This is a genomic window from Candidatus Saccharibacteria bacterium, assembly GCA_016699955.1.
Taxonomy (GTDB): domain Bacteria; phylum Patescibacteriota; class Saccharimonadia; order Saccharimonadales; family UBA4665; genus JAGXIT01.
In genome coordinates, this window is the sequence record CP064993.1 from 386,257 (window position 1) to 407,213 (window position 20,957).

At 47.9% G+C, this 20,957-nt stretch carries 20 protein-coding genes, 2 tRNA genes and 1 pseudogene; 10 read left to right on the top strand and 13 right to left on the bottom strand.

Annotated features, from left to right (window positions below; translation table 11 throughout):
* Window positions 1-49 precede the first annotated feature (49 nt).
* The 5 genes and pseudogenes from IPL85_01980 to IPL85_02000 all read right to left on the bottom strand — a co-directional run bounded on the left by IPL85_01980 (window position 50) and on the right by IPL85_02000 (window position 8,452).
* Window positions 50-1,897 (bottom strand): annotated as a pseudogene (locus tag IPL85_01980) (conjugal transfer protein TraC).
* A gap of 107 nt (window positions 1,898-2,004) precedes the next feature.
* Window positions 2,005-2,874, bottom strand: coding sequence for a hypothetical protein (locus IPL85_01985; protein QQS20201.1), 870 nt, complete (start codon window positions 2,872-2,874; stop codon window positions 2,005-2,007).
* Window positions 2,875-2,898: 24 nt separating this feature from the next.
* The gene (locus IPL85_01990; protein QQS20202.1) at window positions 2,899-4,035 is read right to left on the bottom strand and encodes a PrgI family protein; all 1,137 of its coding nucleotides are present in this window, start codon (window positions 4,033-4,035) and stop codon (window positions 2,899-2,901) included.
* A gap of 177 nt (window positions 4,036-4,212) precedes the next feature.
* Window positions 4,213-7,044, bottom strand: coding sequence for a hypothetical protein (locus IPL85_01995; GenBank protein QQS20203.1), 2,832 nt, complete (start codon window positions 7,042-7,044; stop codon window positions 4,213-4,215).
* Between the two features lie 265 nt (window positions 7,045-7,309).
* Complete coding sequence (locus IPL85_02000; GenBank protein QQS20204.1) at window positions 7,310-8,452, bottom strand: hypothetical protein; 1,143 nt, start codon at window positions 8,450-8,452, stop codon at window positions 7,310-7,312.
* Window positions 8,453-8,571: 119 nt separating this feature from the next.
* Between IPL85_02000 and IPL85_02005 the strand changes: the two genes are divergently transcribed.
* The 6 genes from IPL85_02005 (at window position 8,572) to IPL85_02030 (ending at window position 12,327) form a co-directional block, all read left to right on the top strand.
* Window positions 8,572-9,495: a DDE-type integrase/transposase/recombinase gene (locus IPL85_02005; GenBank protein ID QQS20205.1), complete on the top strand. Its 924-nt coding sequence runs from the start codon at window positions 8,572-8,574 to the stop codon at window positions 9,493-9,495.
* Between the two features lie 226 nt (window positions 9,496-9,721).
* A complete protein-coding gene (locus IPL85_02010) occupies window positions 9,722-10,660 on the top strand; it encodes a hypothetical protein (protein QQS20206.1) in 939 nt (312 codons plus the stop codon).
* On the top strand, window positions 10,657-10,965 hold the full coding sequence (locus IPL85_02015; protein ID QQS20207.1) for a hypothetical protein: 309 nt from the start codon (window positions 10,657-10,659) through the stop codon (window positions 10,963-10,965). The genes IPL85_02010 and IPL85_02015 overlap by 4 nt, the downstream gene beginning before the upstream one ends.
* Window positions 10,965-11,357: a hypothetical protein gene (locus tag IPL85_02020; GenBank protein QQS20208.1), complete on the top strand. Its 393-nt coding sequence runs from the start codon at window positions 10,965-10,967 to the stop codon at window positions 11,355-11,357. Before IPL85_02015 ends, IPL85_02020 begins: the two co-directional genes overlap by 1 nt.
* Window positions 11,354-11,842 carry a TrbC/VirB2 family protein gene (locus IPL85_02025; GenBank protein QQS20209.1) on the top strand — a complete coding sequence of 163 codons (489 nt, stop codon included), beginning with the start codon at window positions 11,354-11,356 and terminating at the stop codon, window positions 11,840-11,842. The genes IPL85_02020 and IPL85_02025 overlap by 4 nt, the downstream gene beginning before the upstream one ends.
* Before the next feature lie 56 nt (window positions 11,843-11,898).
* The gene (locus IPL85_02030) at window positions 11,899-12,327 is read left to right on the top strand and encodes a hypothetical protein (GenBank protein QQS20210.1); all 429 of its coding nucleotides are present in this window, start codon (window positions 11,899-11,901) and stop codon (window positions 12,325-12,327) included.
* A gap of 260 nt (window positions 12,328-12,587) precedes the next feature.
* Here IPL85_02030 and IPL85_02035 read toward each other — a convergent pair whose 3' ends face one another.
* Both IPL85_02035 and IPL85_02040 read right to left on the bottom strand, forming a co-directional pair.
* Window positions 12,588-13,076 (bottom strand): Hsp20/alpha crystallin family protein, encoded by a 489-nt coding sequence (locus IPL85_02035; GenBank protein QQS20211.1) that lies wholly within the window; start codon window positions 13,074-13,076, stop codon window positions 12,588-12,590.
* Between the two features lie 185 nt (window positions 13,077-13,261).
* Window positions 13,262-13,402 (bottom strand): hypothetical protein, encoded by a 141-nt coding sequence (locus tag IPL85_02040; GenBank protein QQS20212.1) that lies wholly within the window; start codon window positions 13,400-13,402, stop codon window positions 13,262-13,264.
* Between the two features lie 15 nt (window positions 13,403-13,417).
* On the opposite strand from IPL85_02040, the gene IPL85_02045 reads away from it, so the two are divergent.
* Window positions 13,418-13,900 carry a ComF family protein gene (locus IPL85_02045; protein ID QQS20213.1) on the top strand — a complete coding sequence of 161 codons (483 nt, stop codon included), beginning with the start codon at window positions 13,418-13,420 and terminating at the stop codon, window positions 13,898-13,900.
* A gap of 216 nt (window positions 13,901-14,116) precedes the next feature.
* Here the strand turns inward: IPL85_02045 and IPL85_02050 are convergent.
* Together IPL85_02050 and IPL85_02055 are read right to left on the bottom strand one after the other, a co-directional pair.
* Window positions 14,117-14,209, bottom strand: a tRNA-Ser gene (locus IPL85_02050).
* Window positions 14,210-14,364: 155 nt separating this feature from the next.
* A tRNA-Ser gene (locus IPL85_02055) sits at window positions 14,365-14,454 on the bottom strand.
* Window positions 14,455-14,735: 281 nt separating this feature from the next.
* Here IPL85_02055 and IPL85_02060 point away from each other — a divergent pair.
* Entirely contained in the window at window positions 14,736-15,470 is a 735-nt protein-coding gene (locus tag IPL85_02060) for a hypothetical protein (GenBank protein QQS20214.1), read from the top strand.
* Between the two features lie 268 nt (window positions 15,471-15,738).
* Here the strand turns inward: IPL85_02060 and IPL85_02065 are convergent, their stop codons facing one another.
* On the bottom strand, window positions 15,739-16,077 hold the full coding sequence (locus IPL85_02065; protein QQS20215.1) for a hypothetical protein: 339 nt from the start codon (window positions 16,075-16,077) through the stop codon (window positions 15,739-15,741).
* Between the two features lie 88 nt (window positions 16,078-16,165).
* Between IPL85_02065 and IPL85_02070 the strand changes: the two genes are divergently transcribed.
* The gene (locus tag IPL85_02070; GenBank protein ID QQS20216.1) at window positions 16,166-16,711 is read left to right on the top strand and encodes a zf-TFIIB domain-containing protein; all 546 of its coding nucleotides are present in this window, start codon (window positions 16,166-16,168) and stop codon (window positions 16,709-16,711) included.
* A 463-nt stretch (window positions 16,712-17,174) separates the two neighbouring features.
* Complete coding sequence (locus IPL85_02075) at window positions 17,175-17,735, top strand: hypothetical protein (protein QQS20217.1); 561 nt, start codon at window positions 17,175-17,177, stop codon at window positions 17,733-17,735.
* Between the two features lie 602 nt (window positions 17,736-18,337).
* On the opposite strand, the gene IPL85_02080 is transcribed toward IPL85_02075, so the two are convergent.
* Genes IPL85_02080 through IPL85_02090 form a run of 3 tightly spaced genes read right to left on the bottom strand, consistent with a single transcriptional unit; the run spans window position 18,338 to window position 20,884 of the window.
* Complete coding sequence (locus tag IPL85_02080; GenBank protein QQS20218.1) at window positions 18,338-19,066, bottom strand: SagB/ThcOx family dehydrogenase; 729 nt, start codon at window positions 19,064-19,066, stop codon at window positions 18,338-18,340.
* A 4-nt stretch (window positions 19,067-19,070) separates the two neighbouring features.
* On the bottom strand, window positions 19,071-20,327 hold the full coding sequence (locus IPL85_02085; GenBank protein QQS20219.1) for a YcaO-like family protein: 1,257 nt from the start codon (window positions 20,325-20,327) through the stop codon (window positions 19,071-19,073).
* Entirely contained in the window at window positions 20,321-20,884 is a 564-nt protein-coding gene (locus IPL85_02090) for a hypothetical protein (protein ID QQS20220.1), read from the bottom strand. Before IPL85_02090 ends, IPL85_02085 begins: the two co-directional genes overlap by 7 nt.
* Window positions 20,885-20,957: the final 73 nt, after the last annotated feature.

Here is a 20,957-nt window from a genome sequence, read left to right on the forward strand (position 1 = left end):
ATAATTGGTTTTGAAGATCGATTGTTCCCTGGGGCTGGGTCATTTCACCCTGCCTCATGGCTTGAACCTGTTGTGGGTTGGTGGTAATGAGGCTGGTTTCGGTGGGGCTTGCAACTATTTGCACATGAACGTGATTCTGGCCAGCAAAGAACAGCCCCTGTCCCACGGGGAATTGGCCGAGCCGTTTCTTTTCTTCTTCGGTGAGCTTAAAAACATCGCTCAGAACATCAACCGCACTACTGGATTGTTTCAAGAGAATTTGCATACTCGCATTTGCCACAATGGCGCGACCCATCCGAGATCCCATGAAATCCTCTACATCTTGTGTAATAGTGGTAATGCCCAAGTTATATTTTCGAGCGCGTTTAGCGAGGCTGAAGAGGAAGTTTGCGCTGTCTTCGTATTTCATGAGCTGCCACGCCTCGTCAACAATCAAAATACGCTTCTTTTGGTCACCTTTTGTCTTGTTCCAGATGTAGTTTAATACAATATACATGGCAACTGGCCGGAGCTCATCTTCGAGGTCACGTATGTTAAACACAACCAGCGGATTGTTGATATTAATATTGCTTTGTTGACTGAATATTCCAGCAAATGTACCACTGGTGTATTTGCGCAGCCTTTGAGCAAGCTGCGGCCCACTACCGCCCATATGGAGGAGCGTGTCGTACAAATCGGCTATAGTGGGTGGTAACGACGAATGGGTCAGGGGGTCTTGGGTGATGCCAGCCTTTGCGTAGGTGTCAATAAGCGCCGCGTCAAGGTCTGCCTCCTCTGCTGGTGAAAGCGCTGGTGCAAGCGTGCTGTTTCCTCCAAGCATTTGGGCTTGAGCGCCGCCCATCATCAGACGCAATAAACCATGCAGAGTTATGAGGTTAGAGCGCAAGGCATTATCTGCCTCCTCGTTATCAACAACTTGGGGTAGGTCAAACGGATTAATTCTTGTTGCAGAGTTAAGGCTGAGCCGGACGTAGGCACCCGCGACCGCATCGCACATGCGTTCGTACTCGTTCTCGGGGTCAATAATGAAAATTTCGGTTCCAAACATGAGGCTCCGCAAGGCTTCAAGTTTTACTGCAAAGCTTTTTCCTGCGCCAGACTTGGCGAACACGACTGAGTTGCCGTTTTCGAGACTGAATCTGTCAAAAATGACCAATCCTGAGTTGTGCATATTGATGCCATATAAAATGCCGTTATCCTGGCTGAGATCGGCGCTGGTGAACGGGAAGCTGGTACTGATAGCGCCGGTGCTCATGTTGCGGTGAATTTGTAGCTGATCCATCATTTGCGGCACAACACTGTTGAGTCCTTGTTCTTGCTGGGAAGTCGCGGCTTTGCTGTAGACAAGCTGCTGGCCAAGCATACTTTCTACCTTATGGCTGACAAACTCAAGCTCGTCTTGGCTGCTGGCGTAAATGGTAAAGTACAGACCAAACCTAAAGAAGAGTTCTTCGCCCACCTGCAACTTGTCGCGCATTTCTTCGGCGTCGAGAATAGCAGCTTGTTTACCCGGGTCACGTACACGACCCTTCTCGGCATCTATTTGTAAGCCTGCTTCAAGCTGAGTAACTTTTTTGCGAAGGTTTTCAAGCACAACCTGGCTTTCCACGGGGTATACGTATATAGAAAGATCCATCACTTCGTCTAAATTGACGAGGCCGCTCAGCCAGCCGGTATAGATTTGACGGGGGTACCCATAGACGTAGTAGGTGCGGGCTAGTCGTGTGCCAATCTGAAAGTATGTGCTAAAGAACTCAATACTGCTCGGTGCTATGAAGTCGCGGAGCGCCGTAATGCCCTTGCGAAAAGCCTCGCTAACCTCTGCCTGCTCACGCGCCTGCTGATTTTGGGCGAGCGAAACCGGGTCAATAGCGGGCTGTTTCTTGCCAAAAGCCATTTAGCCAACCTCCTGTCTTACGCACAAAGGGCAACATACAAGAGACAAGAACGAAGTCTTGTAATGCGTCCTACTAACCCATAAACCAAAACTCAAAACGCTTTTGTTCATTGGAGCTCCCTCTGCAAATGTTCCTGTGGTGCCATGCCTTGGCCTTTCTGAACGACTTCGGCAGTAAGGTCGTTAAAATTTTTCAGCTGTTGGCGCGTAGCGGTGTCTGGGTTGTATGTGTCGTAGTACAACTCGATCAGCTCCTGTGTATCAAGAGGCAAGCCTTGTATGCCACACTGTTGCAAGCCACCAAGTACGGATTGAACGCGGTTTCGCAGCTCGTCTTTTGCTTTGGCAAGGTCAGGCTCATTAATCACAACATGGTTTTCAGTTTTATTAAACAAATCAATAAAACCATTGAAGAAGTTTTTACTTTGTGTGATTGCCTTTTCTGGGCCAGCAGCGGGTTCGAACGGGACGACTATATAGAATTTTTTGTCCATAATGTTAGTCTGTAAAGCTAACTGATCTATATAACCGATGTAATCGTCCATGAGTAAGGCAAGTAGCATGTTGTCGTGCTCAGTGCGGATTTTGTCTAGTTTCTCTATGTAAGGCTGAAGGTCTACTTTTTGCGAACGTATAAATATTTGCATAGGGAAATATAGTGAGTTCAAAAAGCCCTGGTAGGCATATTCAGTACTCTCTTGTTCCTGGGGACTCATCAGGTCAAAATTGATGCTTTTGACCATAACAACGGCTCGGTATGTCCCGTCGTTCATGATGACAATGCCATCGCGTATCTCGGCAATCTGAAGGGTGTTCTGCGTGCTGTTTGCGGGGGGCTGTGTTCCCTTGCCTGCTGAACCAGGGGCTGGTGCTATAGCCATGTGCGGTGGCTGAGGCGGCACGGGCTGAGGGTATGCGGCCGCAGCCATACCTTGAGAAGGCGTCTGTGGTGTGTATGGTTGCTGGTTTGGGTCCATGCCTTTTGCTCCACCTTGGATGACTTAGCGAAGAGATATCACAACTTCGTCGTCATCATGCCTTGTTTCTTTTGTTACCTGACGAGCGAGCGTTGCAATATTTAAATCATCATTACTTGCTAGGTTCATTATAGCAGCCCGCTTCTCTGAAGTCACTTGTGCTTTTTGGCGTTCTGCCAGCTGACGCTCTGCTTCTATGGCGGCATTTTCTTGAGCAATGCGACGCTGCTCCTCGGCAATTTCCGCCGGAGTTTTTATGTGTTTCAAATGGTCATTGGTGCTAGCCCGCGATTGATGGGCTTCCTTCAGCTGCTGTACCAACGCTTCCTCGTCGGCGGTAGGTGAAGCTGCTTGAGTAACAATGGGGGGTTCATTTGCCACGGGCATACCGGGCGACACAACTGCTGCGCTCGCAAACGTCGCTTGACCATTGACGGGTGTCGGTTGATGCATGAACCAGTAGTCGTTTTGCGGCTGCGTTGTTTGTTGAGTTGGCGTGGACTGTGACGCGGGGTCTGTCTGCATCTGCTGCATGAGCTGCTGGCGCTGGGAAGCAGCCGCGGTTTGTATCATACTGTCAAAATGTTGAGCTATTGGGTTTGCCAGTGGGTCAAGCATGTCGTCGGTTGCACTGACATCGACACCACTAACTTCTTGTGGCAGCATTGAGCCGTCAACCAAGCGGTCAGAAGGAGCCACATTTTGATGCAGTCCGACGTCGAGGGTAACATTGACATTTTTTACCGCCCAACCTCGGCTATCAATTGTGTCAGCCAGTGCGTGCAGACGACTCCGTACTTCCGTTTGGCTCAGACCATTTGTCAGGTTGCGCTCAACCTTTTTGGGCACAGTAATTGTAACCAGTTCTTTTGCTCCACTTTGATCCCAAATGCGCTTTCGTGGCTTAAGATAGAAGCGCAACTTTGCTAGTGCCCAGACCTCAGTCGGCTGGTCTCCGTGCCACGGTATTGCTAAAAAACCGGTAAAAAGCGCGGGCGGTATAAACAGAATCAACAGAAATCCGACATTTTTTGTAACGGCAAAAAACGAGAGGTACATAAAAAATGCTGAAATTGCCGCATAAATGAATTGCCTGAGCGTCAGTGGCCCGACTAGCGTGTCTTCCGATTCAATATCCTGTAAAACCTTATACGTCGCCATATTGGTTATAGTATACCTGAAAATCTCGCTTCCAGAGCTAATTTCCAGAGGCCTAGCCTCTTAGCCTCCAGGCCCCTGGGCCCCTTGGCGCATTCTTAGTGGGAATTTTCCGAAACTCTCACCTGTCAGAGCTCTGGCCTCTGAAGCCCTGTAGCCCATGGTTCTTGGAACAAACAATTATGATGTCGGTTGTGGACCGGGTTGCCCAGGGCCGGTCCCTTGCGGACCACCTGGCTGACCCACCATTTGACCTTGACGAGAGTCCCACTCTTTACGCCTATCCATGAATATTGGATCGGAAGATGCTCGGAGCTGCTCTTCGCGTTGACGAATAGAAATAGTAGCTCCGGTATTTGGATCGGTGTATCCTGATGGTTGTGAGGCTAAGTAGTCTGCGAGCAGATCCTTGTTCTCGCTATTGTAATAATTTACTGCTTCGCGGAAACTGGCGATATCGGCCATAATCTTCTTTTCCTCATCTTCGTCTATTGAGCCATCTGCACGTATTGCGCCCTGGTACCGAGCCTGTAGGTGCTTCGCAACCCCTTCAATCGTCTCCTTGCGTGCTCCTGCTAAGGAGCTGAACTGCATTTGGGTAACGGCGGATTCATACATCTGGCTTGCATCGTTCATAGTTACGGCTCGTCCCTGTCCTCCGTTACTAGCTCGGAGCTCATGGAACTTCGTCAATAGATCACCGTGGCTAATGCTGCTAAATTCTTGCCGTTGAGCCTGCTTAATCGTGGCCGTCGCCTGTGCATCCGTCCAGAGGCCAGCCTGAACCATGTCCTCAACATCCTGCAGCATTTCACGCATTCCTGCTTCGCCCTCACCGTAGACAGTTTTAGATTGGACTTTTGATGCCCCAGCTACTCTTGTCATCGTGCCTGACCCTAATTGAGTTTTTAGCCCGGCCTCCAGCTCGGCTAAGGCTCGTAGGGCATCATCTCGGCTACGGGTTCTCCCTGCTGCAGTGGCTGAGCTAAGATAGGTACTAACAAAGTGCTCTTCCATCTCTCCTCGTGATTTCCCGACCCTACCTTGCGCGACACCCAAGCCTACATCATGAGCAGCCCTGAGGCCGAAGTCATCGTCTGTTGAATGGAGAACGTCATTCTTTCTGGCTTCAGCAGCGGCTTGCTCTGACAGCGATGTACGTATTGCTTGTCGGCCGTGTTTTGATATCAGTCCCCTTATGCCCACGCCTGGGTCCCCCGCGGCACGTGCATATGCTGCAGTTTGTGCGACAATGCCTTCGCCACGGCGAGCCTGTGCATATTCGTTAAAGCGCTGCTTGCGGGAATTCTGACGGAAGTTACTCATACGGTCGAAAACACCCTTACTTTTGTCATTGGCAAGCGAGAAAATGGTGCTCAGAAGTCCGCCGGCCAGTTTGAATCCTAGTGGTAGCAAGAAGTACGGGCCAAAGTAGAGGAGTAGTATAAACAGGTAGTTTCCTGCTTCTATGGCGGTAGCAACCCTAGCCATCACTTCGCCAGCGGCAAGTAGCCCCATGATAATGGGAAACATTACTAGCGAAGATATGAAGGTAGTCTTCCAAAAAGACCAAAGTTTTTGTGTTCCTGGCAGTACATAAGCAGCAATTGCCAGGGGAGCAAACAGAATACACAAGGCAATAATTACCCATCGAATAGCTAGTGTAATCAACCCCACGATAATTGCCAGCAGGAGTGTCCCCAGTAGACTCAAAGATGCCAGCGGACCCAGGAGGGATAAGTATAGAAGAAAGGCTGGTCCGCCTATAAACAGAGCGCCCCAGTTGAGCAAAACATTGGTACCCCCAGAATTGGCTAGAGGCATCCCATCGAAGGGGGCAATAATCAGCGACCTAGTCCATGAACCAATATCATTGAAAAAGCTTATGGCGAAATTTAGGATTGGCCAAGAGAGAGATATCCCTATCATTGCTATTGCCAGTCGAGGCATGAGTTTACGAATTGTATAGGCGTCAAGTATCTGAAGCCCTAGAGCCTGGCTAATTACCATGACAAGCCCGGCTATAATTACTAGCGCCAGACCAATATTGCGGAAACTCGACCAAGCCTCTTTGAAGTCGGCGTTTTTTAGTGTCCCTGAGTTAAAGATAGCATCGGTTGGGAAATAGAGTAGGCCCTGCAGCATATCCGCGACTTTTGTGGCCGCTTCCTGCATGAGTGTGGTCAATGGGCACGCAATCCAGTTAAGAGCACTGTTACCATAGCCGCAGGCACTGTCTCCGGTGGAAGTGCTGCCTCCACCTATTCTTGTGGAACTGTCTGCAGCGTCCGGGTTGGCTGCTATGAAGTTGGCATATGCCTTTGCTAGGTCTCGCCCAGCGTTACCCGACATTTTTTCAACAAGCATTTTACACGACTGCTCAAACTGATCAGGTTGCCCAGGTATTAGGTCGTAGCCAGTTGTAATATCGCTTCCAAGGCCTCGACCTTGGCTCCAAATGTACTCAATGCCATCGAGGTCATAAAAGTGCACCAGCTCCTCTTCTACTATGCGCGCCTGCTGAAGCTCATTATTCGCATCGTAGCGTTCGAGTTTTTTTCCGTTGCAACCTGACGGAGATGTATAAGCATTGTTGTAAATATAAAACCTTGAATTGTCATTCAGGCGCGGTACATCACCATATTTTTCTTTGAATATGCGCCAGACACCATCCTTCACATCAGCGGTATTCAAAACAGCCCCAGGAGGGGGGAACTCATAGCTTGCATTCGCGGCTTTATAGTATTTAAAGGTAGTGATTCCATTTGTATCTTGTGGAGATAATTTTGTGTAACCAAGGTCTAACAAAACCTGCGTCGGGTCGCTGTAGCCAAGCTTACCCCAGGCCTGCGCCATCCAGGCACCATCACCGCAGGGCTTATTTTCGCCTATTACTAGCCCAGAACGGTTCGCGGCATTAGTGGCGGTTCCAAACTCCCAGTTTGCAGCCCTTGTGATGGTTATAGCGGACGAGAAACGACGCGCGCACGTGAAGTCATTATTATAGTTCATGTAAGTGTAGGACTCGAACATGTAGGCCTGGTCAGGAATGGATAGCGCAGAGAAGTCCAAGGGAGCAGCTGCTACCTTCGTAGGCATTAGCAAGGACACTAACGAGGTTGCCGCCAGTACGAATGTAATAAAGTAAACTGAAAATCGTTTTATCATAGTAGTGCTTATGCCAATATTAAACACCATATCTAAGCCTTATGGAAGACACGGATTGAACAAGGGCACCATTTCCTCGAGTATAAAGAGCCTGCCCGAGTTGTCTCTATCAGCTTACTATGACCCAGCGCCCCATTACGACAGCCATCTTCATAGCATACTTAGTTTCGGTTGATGTAGAATTGATATTTTCTTTCCATGTCGTACTGCCGTGAGGGATACCAGTCTCAGCCATATTGTTAACGCCGCTTCCTATAAAAGTACACGTAAATGCGGTTTTACCGAGCTGATTGCACTCCAGATTGGACATTGTCAGACTTGGGGGCTTGGTTGTATCCCCGTAAACAGTACCCAAGACTTGTCTCTGAAAATTATTAGCAATTCTTTTTCTGAGGGCTTCGGCGAGGGGCTCGCCTTGTGCAGTTTGGAACGTTACGTTGAGCTGCGCTTCATTGGCTGTGCCATATTGGGCCTGCAAATAGGCAGGAACCACGGCATCGGCTATATTATCAGAAATGATTGCTTGGCTAAACTCCCCGTTTGGGCCATCTGGGGTATCGTTGATTGTCTGCCGATTTATATTTGCGCCAAGGCCTGCATTGTGTACGTCAACTTCCATTTGGTAACTAGCCGCGACAGCCTGTTCAGGGTTCGGGTTTTTCGAAAAAAGCACAGCAAAGAATTCCGGATCCAGAGGTTTGAATTTCCCGGGTATTCCCTCGATAGGCTCTAAGGGCAGTGGATTGGGCGAAAATATAACTTTCTCAAGACTTCCAATTTTAACTTCTGGAATTTTAACTTCCAGAATTGGTGCAGCAGCAGTTGCTTCAGCTGAACCCGTTGCTCCGGGCTTGGCAGCAGCAGTTGCTTCAGCTGAACCCGTTGCTCCGGGCTCGGCAGATGCAGTTGCAGCTATTCCAGCTGTCGTGGCTTCGCCGTCGCTTTTGTGAGCAATAGCTAGGGCAAAGGATATTACGGCCACCGGCGCCACCGCTCCGGACGTCACCTTGACCCAGAAGGGAATTTTCCGATGTGTGGGCGTGGTCGCGCCAGTCTTAAGTGGGTCTTCTGGCGAAACTGGGTGTTCCGGAGCATGCGTAGGCTCAGGGGTTAACCGCGTACTAGTGTCTTCTGGTGCAGAGTATGGTGGATTGACACCGGCTTTAGACTGGGGACTATGCTCGGCACTTGGTACTGGTGCACCTAAGCCAGTTTGTGGTCGGGACGGTCTGGTTTCTGGCGTAGCTGTCATCTGTAGCGCAACCTTCTCGGAAAATTCCCACTAACAATGCGACAAAGCGGAGCTAACTAAAGAGCGACACCCGTATACTTTCGTTTAGGACTAACTAAACAAAGGAAGGAGTTTCGCTCATGCGTACACTAACACACTACGAAGTAGCTTGGAATATGTCCCGAGCTGGTTCAACCATGGAACAAATAACAATCGTGGTCAGTAAGGACAGGGCTACCGTCTACCGCTGGCTGGCAAAGATTCGCCAGATTGGTATCCGTGAGTTCCACCGTCGCAAAGCAGCCTGCAAGGTGCGTCGCCCTAGGGCTCAGACTCCCGAATATGTCATCCAGAAGATTGTCGACATTCGTAACGAGTTTGGTTGGTGTGGAGCCAAGATACGTAAAGAGCTCAAAGAAAACCATGGTATTAGCCTAGCCCTCTCGACCGTATACCGGTACCTCCACAGACGTTTTACCAAAGCTGCTATTAGTGTGCAGCGCTACAAGAAGCACAAAGCCCTAGTGACGGCTCACGCACCGCGTGAGGTGGTCGAGCATGACACCGTCGATCTCGGTGGTGGCGTCTACGCCTACACCGCCATTGACATATTTTCCAAGGAGCCCAGCGTCTACATCGGTAATAACCTAGAGATGGCCACTGGTGCCACTGCCTTTACCAAGCACCACCAGTTCTATGGTCGCACCCTACTGCACCAGTCTGACGGCGGTAGCGAATTTCAGACGACCTTTCGTGAGGCCGTCGAGGCTGTCGCAGAACACCGCTACAGCCGACCCTACAAGAAAAACGAACAATCGCACATTGAGAACTTTAACAAATCACTGAGAAGCGAGTGTTTTCCTCGGGGTGACTACCAACAATCTGACATACCAAAGCTCCAGAAACAGGCCGACAAGTACGCCGAACATTACATGAACCGGCGCTGGCACATGGGCTTACCAGACCTCATGACCCCAGCCCAGTTTCAGCGCTACTACGCAGAAAGCCCAGAGACTGCTACACTGGAATTAGCGAAAGTATTACGAAAGTCGCGTTTGGGGTGAGATTTTACGTTCTTCTTTACAATCAAGTAAATGGTATAAAATACGGAGAACAATTTAATACTAGCATATATACTAGTGGCTGTCAAATCCAACGTAGCAACTCACCACCTTTGCAACCTAAAAGGTAGGCATCCTAAAATGTAGGGCAGCTACTTTTTAGGTTCAAGGGTAGTCGAGCTACGGGACAAAGGTTGTGCTAGGGACGGCAAGACGGTATAGTGTAAAAATGAAGTACATGTGGCATAACAAATGGCACAAACTCGCCTGGTTTTCTTTTTTGCTTTTCTCTCTGGCGCTAATGGCTGTCCCTAGTTTGGTCGCGGCCCAAGCAGTAGAAGGCGCTCCTTGTGGGCAGACAGGCTGGACGTACTTTCAGGGTGCGTGTATGAGCCCAACCGACGCTAGGCGAACTGCACCGGCTGCGCCTGCCGGTCCTACGGGTACAACTAGTATTCGTTCAATCGGCTCTACTTGCCCCACTGGACAGTCACTAATGGGTGACAACAAAACGTGTTGCCCAGATGGTTCCCAGGATGATTCGAAAAAATGTTTGTATGCTAAATATATAAATCCCATAATTAAGATTCTCACTTTTACCGCGGGGATTGCGGCAATAATTGGAATTATTATAGGGGGCATTCAATACTCTGCTTCTAGCGGTGATCCCCAAAAGACGGCCGCCGGTAAGGGAAAAATAATAAAAGCTTTATACGGGTTCATTGCGTTTCTGTTTTTGTACTCAGCACTGCAGTTCTTATCGCCTGGAGGAATATCTAGTAACACCGCCCCGGTAGGTGGGACGGCTAGTGCAGCAACGTGTGGCAAAAAGTTTCTGGGGCTTAAACCGTGGTTTGCGTATCTACAAGACGATAATTTTGACCCTGACTGTAACATAAATAATAAGTTTCAGCTCCTGGGAGACGGTAAAAATAGCGGTATACTACCCGTTTCGCTTGCCATAGCCGATGCGCTAGTACGAATAGCCGGATTTGTCGCGGTTGTATTTGTGATAATGGGTGGGATATATTTTATAACAAGTAATGGTGAACCTGACAGGGCAAAACGAGGGCGTGAGACTATTTTCGGTGCGTTAATTGGGCTAGTTGTCGCGATTGTTGCGGCCGCTGTAGTATCATTCATAGGGAGTAAACTAAGCGCGCCATGATGAGTTATATTTACACGTTTTTTGCTGCTTCGGGGGACTTGCTGAATGTCACCACGTTGCCCAATAGTAAGAGTGTAGATGCGCCGAGTGATATGCTCAGCACGGTGTTGACTATTACGTTCGCTACAATTGGCGCTGTTTCTTTGCTCATGATTGTCATAAGTGGCTTTCGTTATATTCTCGCCGCTGGAGACCCAGGCAAAATGGCGCAAGCAAAACAGGCAATATTATACGCTCTGATTGGTCTTGTTGTTGCGTTATCTGCATTTAGTATTGTGACATTTGTCGTAAAAGGTGCCTCATAATGAAGCAAGCCATACGTTTTGGGCTTACGCTCTGTTTGCTATTGACAATGGGTCTTGCGTCGACAGTGCCAGTTGCCTATGCCGCTGACCCACTGGCAGATGTTTGCGATACGGCTCCCGACTCGCCAACATGTAAAAGTAGGACAACCGAGAATCCGCTAACGGGGACAGATGGGATACTGTATAATGTCGCGGAGATAGTTGCGGTGGTAGCTGGCATTGGAGCCATCATCATTATACTTATCAGTGGCTTTCGTTACATTACCTCAGGCGGTGACACACAAAAAGTGACGAGTGCAAAACACACGCTTGTGGGGGCAATTATTGGACTTGTCATTATTGTGCTGGCGCAAACAATCATAACTTACGTAATAAAAAGGATAGGCACGTGAAACATTCTACGTACAGACTTGGCATTTTTACTGTGCTTATTAGCGGGATGACCCTTCTGAGCGTTTTAGCGTTGTTCCCTCGCGCTGCTCACGCCCAGGCGGCTTTGAGCCCAAACCAGCAGGCTGTGTGTGAGGCTATCGGTAGTGGCGCTGGCTGTGATCAAGATGCGGGCGGAGGAACCAAGATAGATTCGGTCGTATCGACTGTTATTACTATATTCACGGCAGTTATAGGTATTGTGGCGGTTATTATGATTATTGTGGCCGGTTTTAAATACATTACATCAGGGGGCGACAGTAGCAAGCTTACGAGTGCCAAAAATACATTGGTATACGCTCTGATTGGGCTGGTGATAGTAGCTCTTGCTCAGGGTATTGTAAAATTTGTGCTCAATCGAGCAACTCGAACCGTTCCGACCTGCTCGAGTAATCAGGTAGTAGACGATAAAACAAATACATGCGTAACGAAGCCCAAGAAGTCGTAGTTGAATTGCACGCCCTAGAGTGGTATAAATTAAGATAAGCAAAATAAGAAAGGAATATGAAAATGTTTACTCAGATTCGAACAAGAATAGCTATGTTACTTGGAGTCGCAATGCTGGTGGTAGTCCCCTTCGTCGCATCGGCAGTTAGTTTCGCAGCACCAGAGATTCAAAGTAAGTTGTGTAACTCTGTCAGTACGCTAACCGTTGATGGCACGGGAACTTGCGATACCGACACCGCAGGTAGTAATGAAAAAATCAACAGTGTTATCACTGATGTGGTTAATATCTTTTCTGTGCTTGTCGGCGTCGTGGCAGTGATTATGATAATTTGGGGCGGGCTGCGCTACATCACGTCTGGTGGAGATAGCGGCAAGATTACATCCGCAAAAAATACTATTATCTATGCGCTCATAGGTTTAGTGGTTGTAGCACTGGCACAGTTTATTGTGAAGTTTGTGCTTGGCAAAGTCACGACCAATCCTTAACACAAGTCGCTTCGTAAAAAAGCCCCGTTTTGCGGGGCTTTTTGCTTCCACGTTACATTGCACCAGTCAGCCTGCTTGCCGTCAGAGACGTCCCCAGCCTTTTAGGTACCCCTTCAGGGTGCAAGCCAAGCGAGCAAGGAGCCTTCAAAGGCGGGGGAGCTCTTAGAAAAAAGCGAAGTAGCATGTCTTGGGGTAAGTTGTATGAAAAAACCGCCAGATAAATACACCGGCGGTTTTGTACGTGTAACGCACGAGTAGGGCTAGACGACTTGGATTTTTTTGACGGTGTCTTGCTTGACCTTGGTGAAGCTAACCGTTAGAACGCCGTCTTTAAGGACAGCCTCAATATCTTCTTCTTTGACAGGAACGGGTAGCGCTATGCTGCGGCTAAATTCACCCCAGTAGCACTCTTGCACGAAGTAGTTCTCAACCTGGTCTTCGTTACCTGCACTTAAAGTACCGCGAATGCTGAGGGTGTTATCGGCAATGCTTACATCTAGGTCACCTTTATTGACGCCAGCAGTTCGCGCTTTGACAACGAGCAGTTCTCTCGTTTCGTAAACGTCTACCGCGAGTTGCCCGGGCAACACGGCTTCCTCGTCGTTCCATTCTTCGTCGACGGAACCCATTGTTGCAGGGTCATCATCAACTTGTGCTGGGGCTTGTTGGGGAGCTTCATCGCCCAAAAACGCCGCAGTTAATTCATCTTCTTCCAGTAACAAATCGTCATCACGATTGCGTCGTGCCATAGTAGTTATTACCCTCCGCCGGCAGTTTATGCCGGATTACAAAATAGACAGCATCTTGCTTGTTTGTGTTAAAAACAGTATAACTGAGGCCGTCAACAGTGTGCAAGGGCGGGTGCACTTATTTACAACGCAATAATCACAACATGCTACTGCTTGAGAAAATAATCAGCCTATATGCACCACATTTATGTCTTGGTTGCAAGACCGAAGACAACCAGCTCATATGTGAGTCCTGCCGTAGTGCCCTGCCCTCCGTTCCCTCGCGCTGTTATCGTTGCCGTGCGGTAACCAGAGATTTCGGCGTGTGCCTTGCCTGTCGTCGACATAGTCCGCTTAGGCATTTGCATGTTGCACTGCATTACGATGGGCTTGCAAAAGAGTTACTTCATCATGCTAAATATGAAAGGGCTCGTTCTGGGCTCGCCGAAATGGCGGAGCTACTAGCACCCCTGCTAGCTCACCTGCCAAAGGACGCTGTACTGGTGCCGGTTCCAACCGCAACTCGAAGGGTTAGACAGCGCGGGTATGATCAGGCAGAAGTACTAGCACGTATACTTGCTGGCTCGCAAAATGTTTTGTGTGAGTCATTTCTGGCAAGAACATCACAGGCTCATCAGGTAGGCTCGGGAAAGGCGGAGCGGCTGCGGCATCTGGAAGGTGCTTTTCGAATAATCCACGCCAATCGCTTGCAGGGCAAACACATTATTTTGGTTGACGATGTCCTTACCAGTGGCGCAACACTGGAAACAGCTGGCCGATTGCTAAAAAAAGCCGGCGCAAAGCAGGTCGATGCGATTGTTTTTGCACAGGCGGGGATGGGATAAGAAAGCAATTGCTTGGGGCCAAACTAAAAACTCCACCTTTCGGTGAAGTCTTCATTTTGGCGGAGAGAGAGGGATTCGCCTCGTCACTTCGTGACGCCCCGTAACTTGCCGTAGGCAACTTCCGGGCTTCGGGATCGGGGAGTGTCACTGGCACTCCCGTTCTCATCCCGTCTCGGGCCAAACTAAAAACTCCACCTTTCGGTGAAGTCTTCAGTCTGGCGGAGAGAGAGGGATTCGAACCCTCGCAGGGACTCTCGCCCCTCTAACGATTTAGCAAACCGTCCCCTTCAGCCACTTGGGTACCTCTCCTTTTTATGAGGGACTCGCCCCTCTGCTGTGCTAGTTGAAGTGAGTTCAACTAGTTTGCGCGCCCTCTAAAGCTTGGCTATTGCCTCGTTCGCTTTGCTCAATTTTGTCTTGAACACATGCATTCTGGCTGGCTTCTGCTACTAGTGTAACAGATTTGGCGGAGAGAGAGGGATTCGAACCCTCGGTACCCTTGCGGGCACACTTGTTTTCAAGACAAGCTCCTTAAACCGCTCGGACATCTCTCCATGTTTTATCTCTGAAACTCGGTTGTCGTCTCAGCCAGTTTTATCAAAGGGCAGCTTTTGTTCTAAAAGTACTGCGAGTACCTAATTGGCGTAAGCTACCGGTCACTCTTCCATGTAAAAAGAACAGAGGTGATTATAGCAACTGAGGTTAAAAATAGCAAAAATGTTTATCTAACTGCCTGATCCAATTGAGCGGAGTGAACCAGCGCGCAGTGCCGGTTTAGGACAAGGGAATCTGGCTAGTTAGCCTCTCTACACACACATGTAGTACAATATCGCTTATGGAAGAACAGCAACCGGGGCGAGTTATATCGCCGGGAAACCCTGCGCCGCAGCCTCTGGCGAATAATCAAATAGTCGAGCAGAGTGCTCAGCCCGTGTCTTCCCTGCCACCTACCCCATCACCGCACGCTCAGGGTTCACTACAAGCTACGCCGCTGGCCGCAGTATCTCCACTGCCAGCTCTGACATATGCTGAGCAAACGGACAAAGCAGCTCAAGAAATTCCGGCACAAACCTGGTCAGAGTCAGAAAACCTTACCCAAAATCAACTCCAGACTGCAGATATCGCTTGGAGTGCGGCAGAATATATTGATAATGAAAAGAACGCGACGTGGTACGGAGCAGTTACGCTTGGCAGCATACTGCTGGGCGCGCTCATTTATCTGTTTACGAAGGACGTCATATCTACGGCGGTTGTTGTGCTGGCAATAGGCGGACTACTTTTTGTTTCTGCACATCGACCCATTGAAGCAAGCTACGCGTTACGTGACGGATTAATTCAAATAGGGCAAAAAACATATCACCTTGACGATTTTAAGGCTTTTTCAGTTGATGAAGCGGCGCCAGTGCTTGGGATATCGCTTATGCCGTTAAAACGGTTTATGCCACCAGTCGCGCTCTATGTCGATGAGGTGCATGAGCAGACTGTCGTTGACTACATATCAGATTTTCTTCCCATGGAACCGCACAAGGTCGATGCGATGGACAGTTTGTTGCGCCGGCTGAGGTTTTAGCAGGTCGAGCTTAAGCAACGCTATTGCTAGCGAGCCATGGTATATTGCATTAATGCAACTATTCTGCTATCGTACAATCATAAGGAATAGAGGCTAGGTGCATGTACGAGCAAAATAAAGTTTCAGTTGTCGGACGAATAATATGGTTTATTGTTTCACTGCTTATTTTAGCGGCACTGGTATGGTTTGTGCTTTGGTTGCTCTTTTGGCGCAGCCCCAAAGTAGATCGCACAGTCGAAACGGCAAAAAACGGCGTCCAATCAACTGTTCAAAAAAGCTCCAATGCCATAGAAAACCCGGTTAACAAAGACAAATCAAGCCCTTCTACATCTACGTCTACGACTCCCAGTACAACCAGTACAACCGATACAGCAACTCCATCGGCGGGCTCATCTACGCAAAGCACGACCCCATCAACCCCCACGACCTCGTCAGCAACTAGCGGTACCGGCTCGTCTAGTGCCGGCCAGACAAGTTCAACGTCTACAGAAACACCGGCCGCGGCTGCAACGAGTACGACAAGCACAACCACCACAACCCAACTTGCAAACACCGGTCCTGAAAGTGCGATTCTGCCGGTAATCGGCGCAGTCGCCAGCGGTTCCATACTCTATCACATTCGCCTTCGCCGCAAAGCCAACGCGTAGAAACGCCGATTGACGTTCCGCACAAACAACTAGTGGTAGTATATATGCATGCGTTGTCCTATTTGTGCGTCTGATTTGAAGGATATCCAACAAGGCTGTCATGTATGTCCCCAAGGTCACGGTGTGCTACTGGGGGCAAGTCAGCTTAGTCGGCAAGATGAAGCACTGGTTCGGGCTATCGATGCCGTAGATGCCGAAGTGCCCCAAGCGCGCCACCGTCAGTACCTCATTGCGTGTCCTGCCTGTGGCCACGATATGACGGCCGTTAACTACTGTGGTTCAGGGGTTATGATTGACTCGTGCTTGTGGCCTGGCTGCCAGCTGCGTTGGCTCGATGGCGATGAATTACGAAATATTAAGGATCGTAAGGCTCTGCTTCCCACGGAAGACAAGGCGATGTTTACAAGCTTGGGAAAAGAAGCAGGCTTGACCGTGCACTTCTCTTCTGCGGACTCAGATAGACTAGTGTCCCAAAAACATTCAGGTAATCCAGTAATGGTTGAAGCACAGCAGTCACATACCGCAGCAACGGTGCTTGCCGTCGCAGTTATAGCCGCAGCCACCTATGCCTTATGGCATTTTTCTACGAACTAAATTCCTGCAAGTACGATTTTTATAACTATAGGCAGGAAAGTGTTGGTTTTTTGCTCTTTCTACATCTGTTGTCGAGAAATACGTAATGTCTTATGACATTCCTTATGTATGAAACAACGAGGATTTACGTATTGGACCGAGTTATTGTGATTGTTGCCACCGCCAACTTAGGTCGTCTGTGACGGCCATAAAGGTTTCCTGAAGACTATTTTCATCCGTTGGCCGCATACAATCGTGCAGCGCTGTCGGTTTCATCAACCAAGAGCTACGAGAAGTAGAAGATATCCTTAACAACCGATCACGAAAACGATACAATTGGAGAATCCAATTGAGCAGCGACAGCTAGTCCTTGCAAATAGCTAGGTGGAAAGTTTGGGAATGTAATCTGGGGTCTTTGCTTGACAATATTACCCAGTAATATATAATATTGACTAATAGACAATATAATATACTGGAGGAATCAATGGGCAGAAATATAAGTCGTGTTTTTGGCAAAGAAGGGTCGAGAGTAACCATATTTACAGCACTAGCAGTAGCAGGGGCACTCGCAGTTGCAGCTTGTGAAAGTACAGGGAGTGAACATAATCCTACACCGAGGCCGGACACGACGACCACTGATATCAATCGTAATCCAGACCAGCCGCTGCCGGGATTCAGCTTTAAGCCGGAAACGGTAAAAGTTGATGTGGGCGATAGGTACAGGACTTTCTATGAACCCGGTGATCAGTCTGGAATTACTTACGAAAACGGCCAGGCGAAAATATCATATGTAATTGCAGGTGTCTTATTTTCGGAACAGGTTGGTTTCAGCTGCAATGGTAGCACGCTGACCGCCGTCAGCGACGGCTGGCATGTTGATAAAGATCCTCAATACGGTACCTTCGATGTGCCGCCATTAACGACAGAGATCCCAAATGACCCGGCGTGCGCAGATGGCAAGCTTAATCCAGATGATAAACTAACAGCAAGAAGCTTACCGATAGATGAGATCAGTTATGATTCCTATCACACTCCTTCCAAATAGCGTTTAAACGTACAAATTAGTGGGTGACAATTTGTAATGTAAGGGTCTCGCCCCTACATTTGTAAAATGTTGTCATTTGCCTATCTACAGAGCTTAGCTTGGCTGACAGGATGCGCTGCGCTTGCACGGAACTAGCTTTTTACGAGCAAGCTCCTGCACGCTCATTCCTGTACGAACCCACGACCTACGCTCACTGTTCGCTGGTAGTAGCTTCAAACCTCTAGCATAACCAAATTAAAACGGCCAGTTTTCACTGACCGCCTTAATTTGGTACAGCATTATAGAGCAGGTTAGGTCACTTTTCCTTGCCTATAATAGCTCAAACGCCGTATGAAATACCTACCTACCGTGCTTGCCTATATAGTTCATACCCCTATCACAATAATATGGGCGCAAATCATGCGTACAATTACTGGAAAAGATTTAGAGAGCTAGAAAGTTGCTCTTGCCAAGTCCGCCATAAAGTACGACACTGACGCTGAATATCAGGAGGCAATTTATAACCTAGTAGGCTACATAGACACTCTTATACAAATGGATCAGCAGCAAAATGCCAGAGAAAAGGCGAAAAATTAGCTAACCACCGTGCTTGCCTATATTGTTTATTTGGCGAAGCCACACGCCAAGCCTAGAGCTATGGCTGCGGAAGTATCCTCTAGACCTAACAATGCTTTGATTTCATTATCAAGCAGCCCGCCCATTTCCACTCCAACCATTTTTTCTTCCACGAGCCTTAGGGATAGGTTCTGAGCAGCATGTCCAACTTCTATTAGGGCGAATCGCCCACCTCTTTCCCCGTATTTAGACGTCACTCTACTAGCGAACAGCACGAAAACGAATACTACGGCTGGCATTGAATTGTCAGTATCTATATTTAATAGCGGAGCGTAGGATTCCCAGTCTGGTAAAGCTTTTACCTCAGACAGGCTATGATTATCTGCATTGTAATAGCAGACTTTATGATTCAGCTCTCCGTCATAATTATTTACCAAGCAAAAGATGTCTACACCATATGTAGCTCCAGCAGAAGGATAAGTACGCCCATCGCTATTATTCTTTGAGAATGCCGCTAAAAGACTGCCGAGTTGTTTTTTGTTAATTTTCTTTTCAGCGAAAAGTCTATCACTTTTTCTTCTTTGCATCTGCTTAACTTGTCTGTCAGTTGGCATAGGTAATTTATGGTCTGGCTTAGGATATTGTAGTGCGGGCATCTCATGCTCTGCACCGCTATATTCTTCAATAAGTTTTTGAAACTCACCAATATTTACTTCAGAAAACTTGGAGTTCTCCCAAAAAATATCAAAGAGGGGGCTATTAGTATCTTCGTTCATACTTTTATCCTAACGGGTGAGGCATTGAATTAGGAAACTCCAGATTATGTTTTTTTGCCCAAGGGTATCTTCTAAGTACATCACTAGCCGTTCCACCAATGAACGGATACTTTTGATGGCAATATATTGGCAACATATCGGGTGATAATGCTCGTATGGTATAAACACCCAATTGCAATAAATCAGAAGTGGTAAGGTCACGATAAAACAGTCTAATATTCTGTTTGTGCAGTGCTTTAATAAGTTTGGTTAGGGCAATCGTATTATTGCGAGATTTAACTTCTTGACTCTGCCTTTTGTAATTGTCGCCTTTTAAGAGTGGAATTTTTGCCCACTCGGAGGGATTCACTGTGTAATATACAGCGTGGCTATCAAAAGTATTGACCTCATCATATGAATTAAATTGCAGGTCGGGATTGAGTGAATAATAATAGCCAGCAAAAAATACTCCTTGTACCCATTCCAAATATGCTTTTTCTAGGGCTTCTTCCCACGTTTCTCTACATGCCGAACCAAGCGAATATCGCTGATTACCTCTAATTGGCAATGATCCAGCGACAATAGCAACAGGGTGCGGACTATAGGCGGGTGTAGCATCAATGCACGTTATATTTCCGCCTTTGTGTATTATCTCGTCAAGATATTTCTTCGGTGTTTCAACTTTTCTACCTGGAACACTGTGTAGCCAAGTTGTCATTAAGGCATCACGTTCTATTAACTCTTGAATGGCTCTGAGTAGAGAGAACTGCTTTGAGTAGCCAGCAGCCAGCCCGGAAGATGTAGAAAGCCCCGTACTAAAGTCATCTCTTAGGCTAACCAGACCATGAGGAACCCACTTTTCCTGATTGTCATAAACTGAATAAACATTTGTAAAACCTGTTTCGTCTTCATATAGATTGGCGAAAGGAAAATCAGTTTGTTTGACTTGCTCCTTGCTAAATAATGAAAAATCCTCGGGACCAATAAGTTCCGGTGTATCTATTTCCGAGCGTAATTTAACAGGTAACTCATAAGCAGAGGCTGAATATCTCTCTAGCCCCTCACCAATAGCTGCGATAGATGCGTCTTTAAGATTTCTACTAACACCACCAGCTGCACTTTTCCATGGTTCGCTGGAGTTCTGTGGAATGCCGACATGCCAAATGCTTGGTATATCAGAAAGCCCGGTTTGTGCAGTTTGAGGCTTAAGAACTATACCGTGTCTGAAGTTTGCAGCAGTAAGCAACAACTCATTTTTAAGGTTACTGCTTATTTTCACCATCTGAAGTTGGTGGGGTCATTGGGTTCAGGTGTAGGCGTGACTACAGGCTGGCTTTCAATAGTGTTCATAGGAGTAGGGCTTACACGGGGCTCTTGAGTAGTTGCCTGTACTGGCATAGCCATGCTACCGGCATTCGCTAAAAGCGGTCGGGTTAACTTGCGTATTAATGGGACGAGTAGAAATGGTAACGCTACCGCAAGCAAAAGATACACAACCGGACCAGCTCCGCCGCTATCGCTGCTGCTACCTGAAAGGCCAAAACCGTAAAGGACTAACGTACCACCACCTATAAACTCACCAATAAAGAATACGGTTCCTATACCAACGGTTGTACCAATAACTTTTGAGGGTTCATGTAGACCAACTTTTTTATAAATAAACTTGAGAATTAACATCCAAGCAACTACCATTACGGCAATTGCATATACACTTAATATAAATGCACTGACGCTTCCAAGAGCTATTGCTATCGGAAATGCTAAGAAACCGAGAACCTTGTAGCTTGCAGCAGACCCAGAGGTTACATTGTTATCTTTAGCTAAATCCCTGACGTTCATTACGGTTACTGATGATGTGGTTAATATACTGGCTACGCAACAGCAGCAACAGCAGCAAGAAGAGCACGTAGGA

Coding starts and splice junctions, on each gene's coding strand:
- IPL85_02000 (QQS20204.1), bottom strand. CDS start 8,452: ATGACAGCTACGCCAGAAACCAGACCGTCCCGACCACAAACTGGCTTA.
- IPL85_01985 (QQS20201.1), bottom strand. CDS start 2,874: ATGGACCCAAACCAGCAACCATACACACCACAGACGCCTTCTCAAGGT.
- IPL85_02090 (QQS20220.1), bottom strand. CDS start 20,884: ATGAACGTCAGGGATTTAGCTAAAGATAACAATGTAACCTCTGGGTCT.
- IPL85_02005 (QQS20205.1), top strand. CDS start 8,572: ATGCGTACACTAACACACTACGAAGTAGCTTGGAATATGTCCCGAGCT.
- IPL85_02040 (QQS20212.1), bottom strand. CDS start 13,402: ATGTCGACGACAGGCAAGGCACACGCCGAAATCTCTGGTTACCGCACG.
- IPL85_02075 (QQS20217.1), top strand. CDS start 17,175: ATGGGCAGAAATATAAGTCGTGTTTTTGGCAAAGAAGGGTCGAGAGTA.
- IPL85_01990 (QQS20202.1), bottom strand. CDS start 4,035: ATGGCGACGTATAAGGTTTTACAGGATATTGAATCGGAAGACACGCTA.
- IPL85_02060 (QQS20214.1), top strand. CDS start 14,736: ATGGAAGAACAGCAACCGGGGCGAGTTATATCGCCGGGAAACCCTGCG.
- IPL85_02010 (QQS20206.1), top strand. CDS start 9,722: ATGAAGTACATGTGGCATAACAAATGGCACAAACTCGCCTGGTTTTCT.
- IPL85_02070 (QQS20216.1), top strand. CDS start 16,166: ATGCGTTGTCCTATTTGTGCGTCTGATTTGAAGGATATCCAACAAGGC.
- IPL85_02065 (QQS20215.1), bottom strand. CDS start 16,077: ATGGAACCGCTGGCGACTGCGCCGATTACCGGCAGAATCGCACTTTCA.
- IPL85_02080 (QQS20218.1), bottom strand. CDS start 19,066: ATGAACGAAGATACTAATAGCCCCCTCTTTGATATTTTTTGGGAGAAC.
- IPL85_02030 (QQS20210.1), top strand. CDS start 11,899: ATGAAAATGTTTACTCAGATTCGAACAAGAATAGCTATGTTACTTGGA.
- IPL85_02085 (QQS20219.1), bottom strand. CDS start 20,327: ATGGTGAAAATAAGCAGTAACCTTAAAAATGAGTTGTTGCTTACTGCT.
- IPL85_02035 (QQS20211.1), bottom strand. CDS start 13,076: ATGGCACGACGCAATCGTGATGACGATTTGTTACTGGAAGAAGATGAA.
- IPL85_01995 (QQS20203.1), bottom strand. CDS start 7,044: ATGAACTATAATAATGACTTCACGTGCGCGCGTCGTTTCTCGTCCGCT.
- IPL85_02015 (QQS20207.1), top strand. CDS start 10,657: ATGATGAGTTATATTTACACGTTTTTTGCTGCTTCGGGGGACTTGCTG.
- IPL85_02020 (QQS20208.1), top strand. CDS start 10,965: ATGAAGCAAGCCATACGTTTTGGGCTTACGCTCTGTTTGCTATTGACA.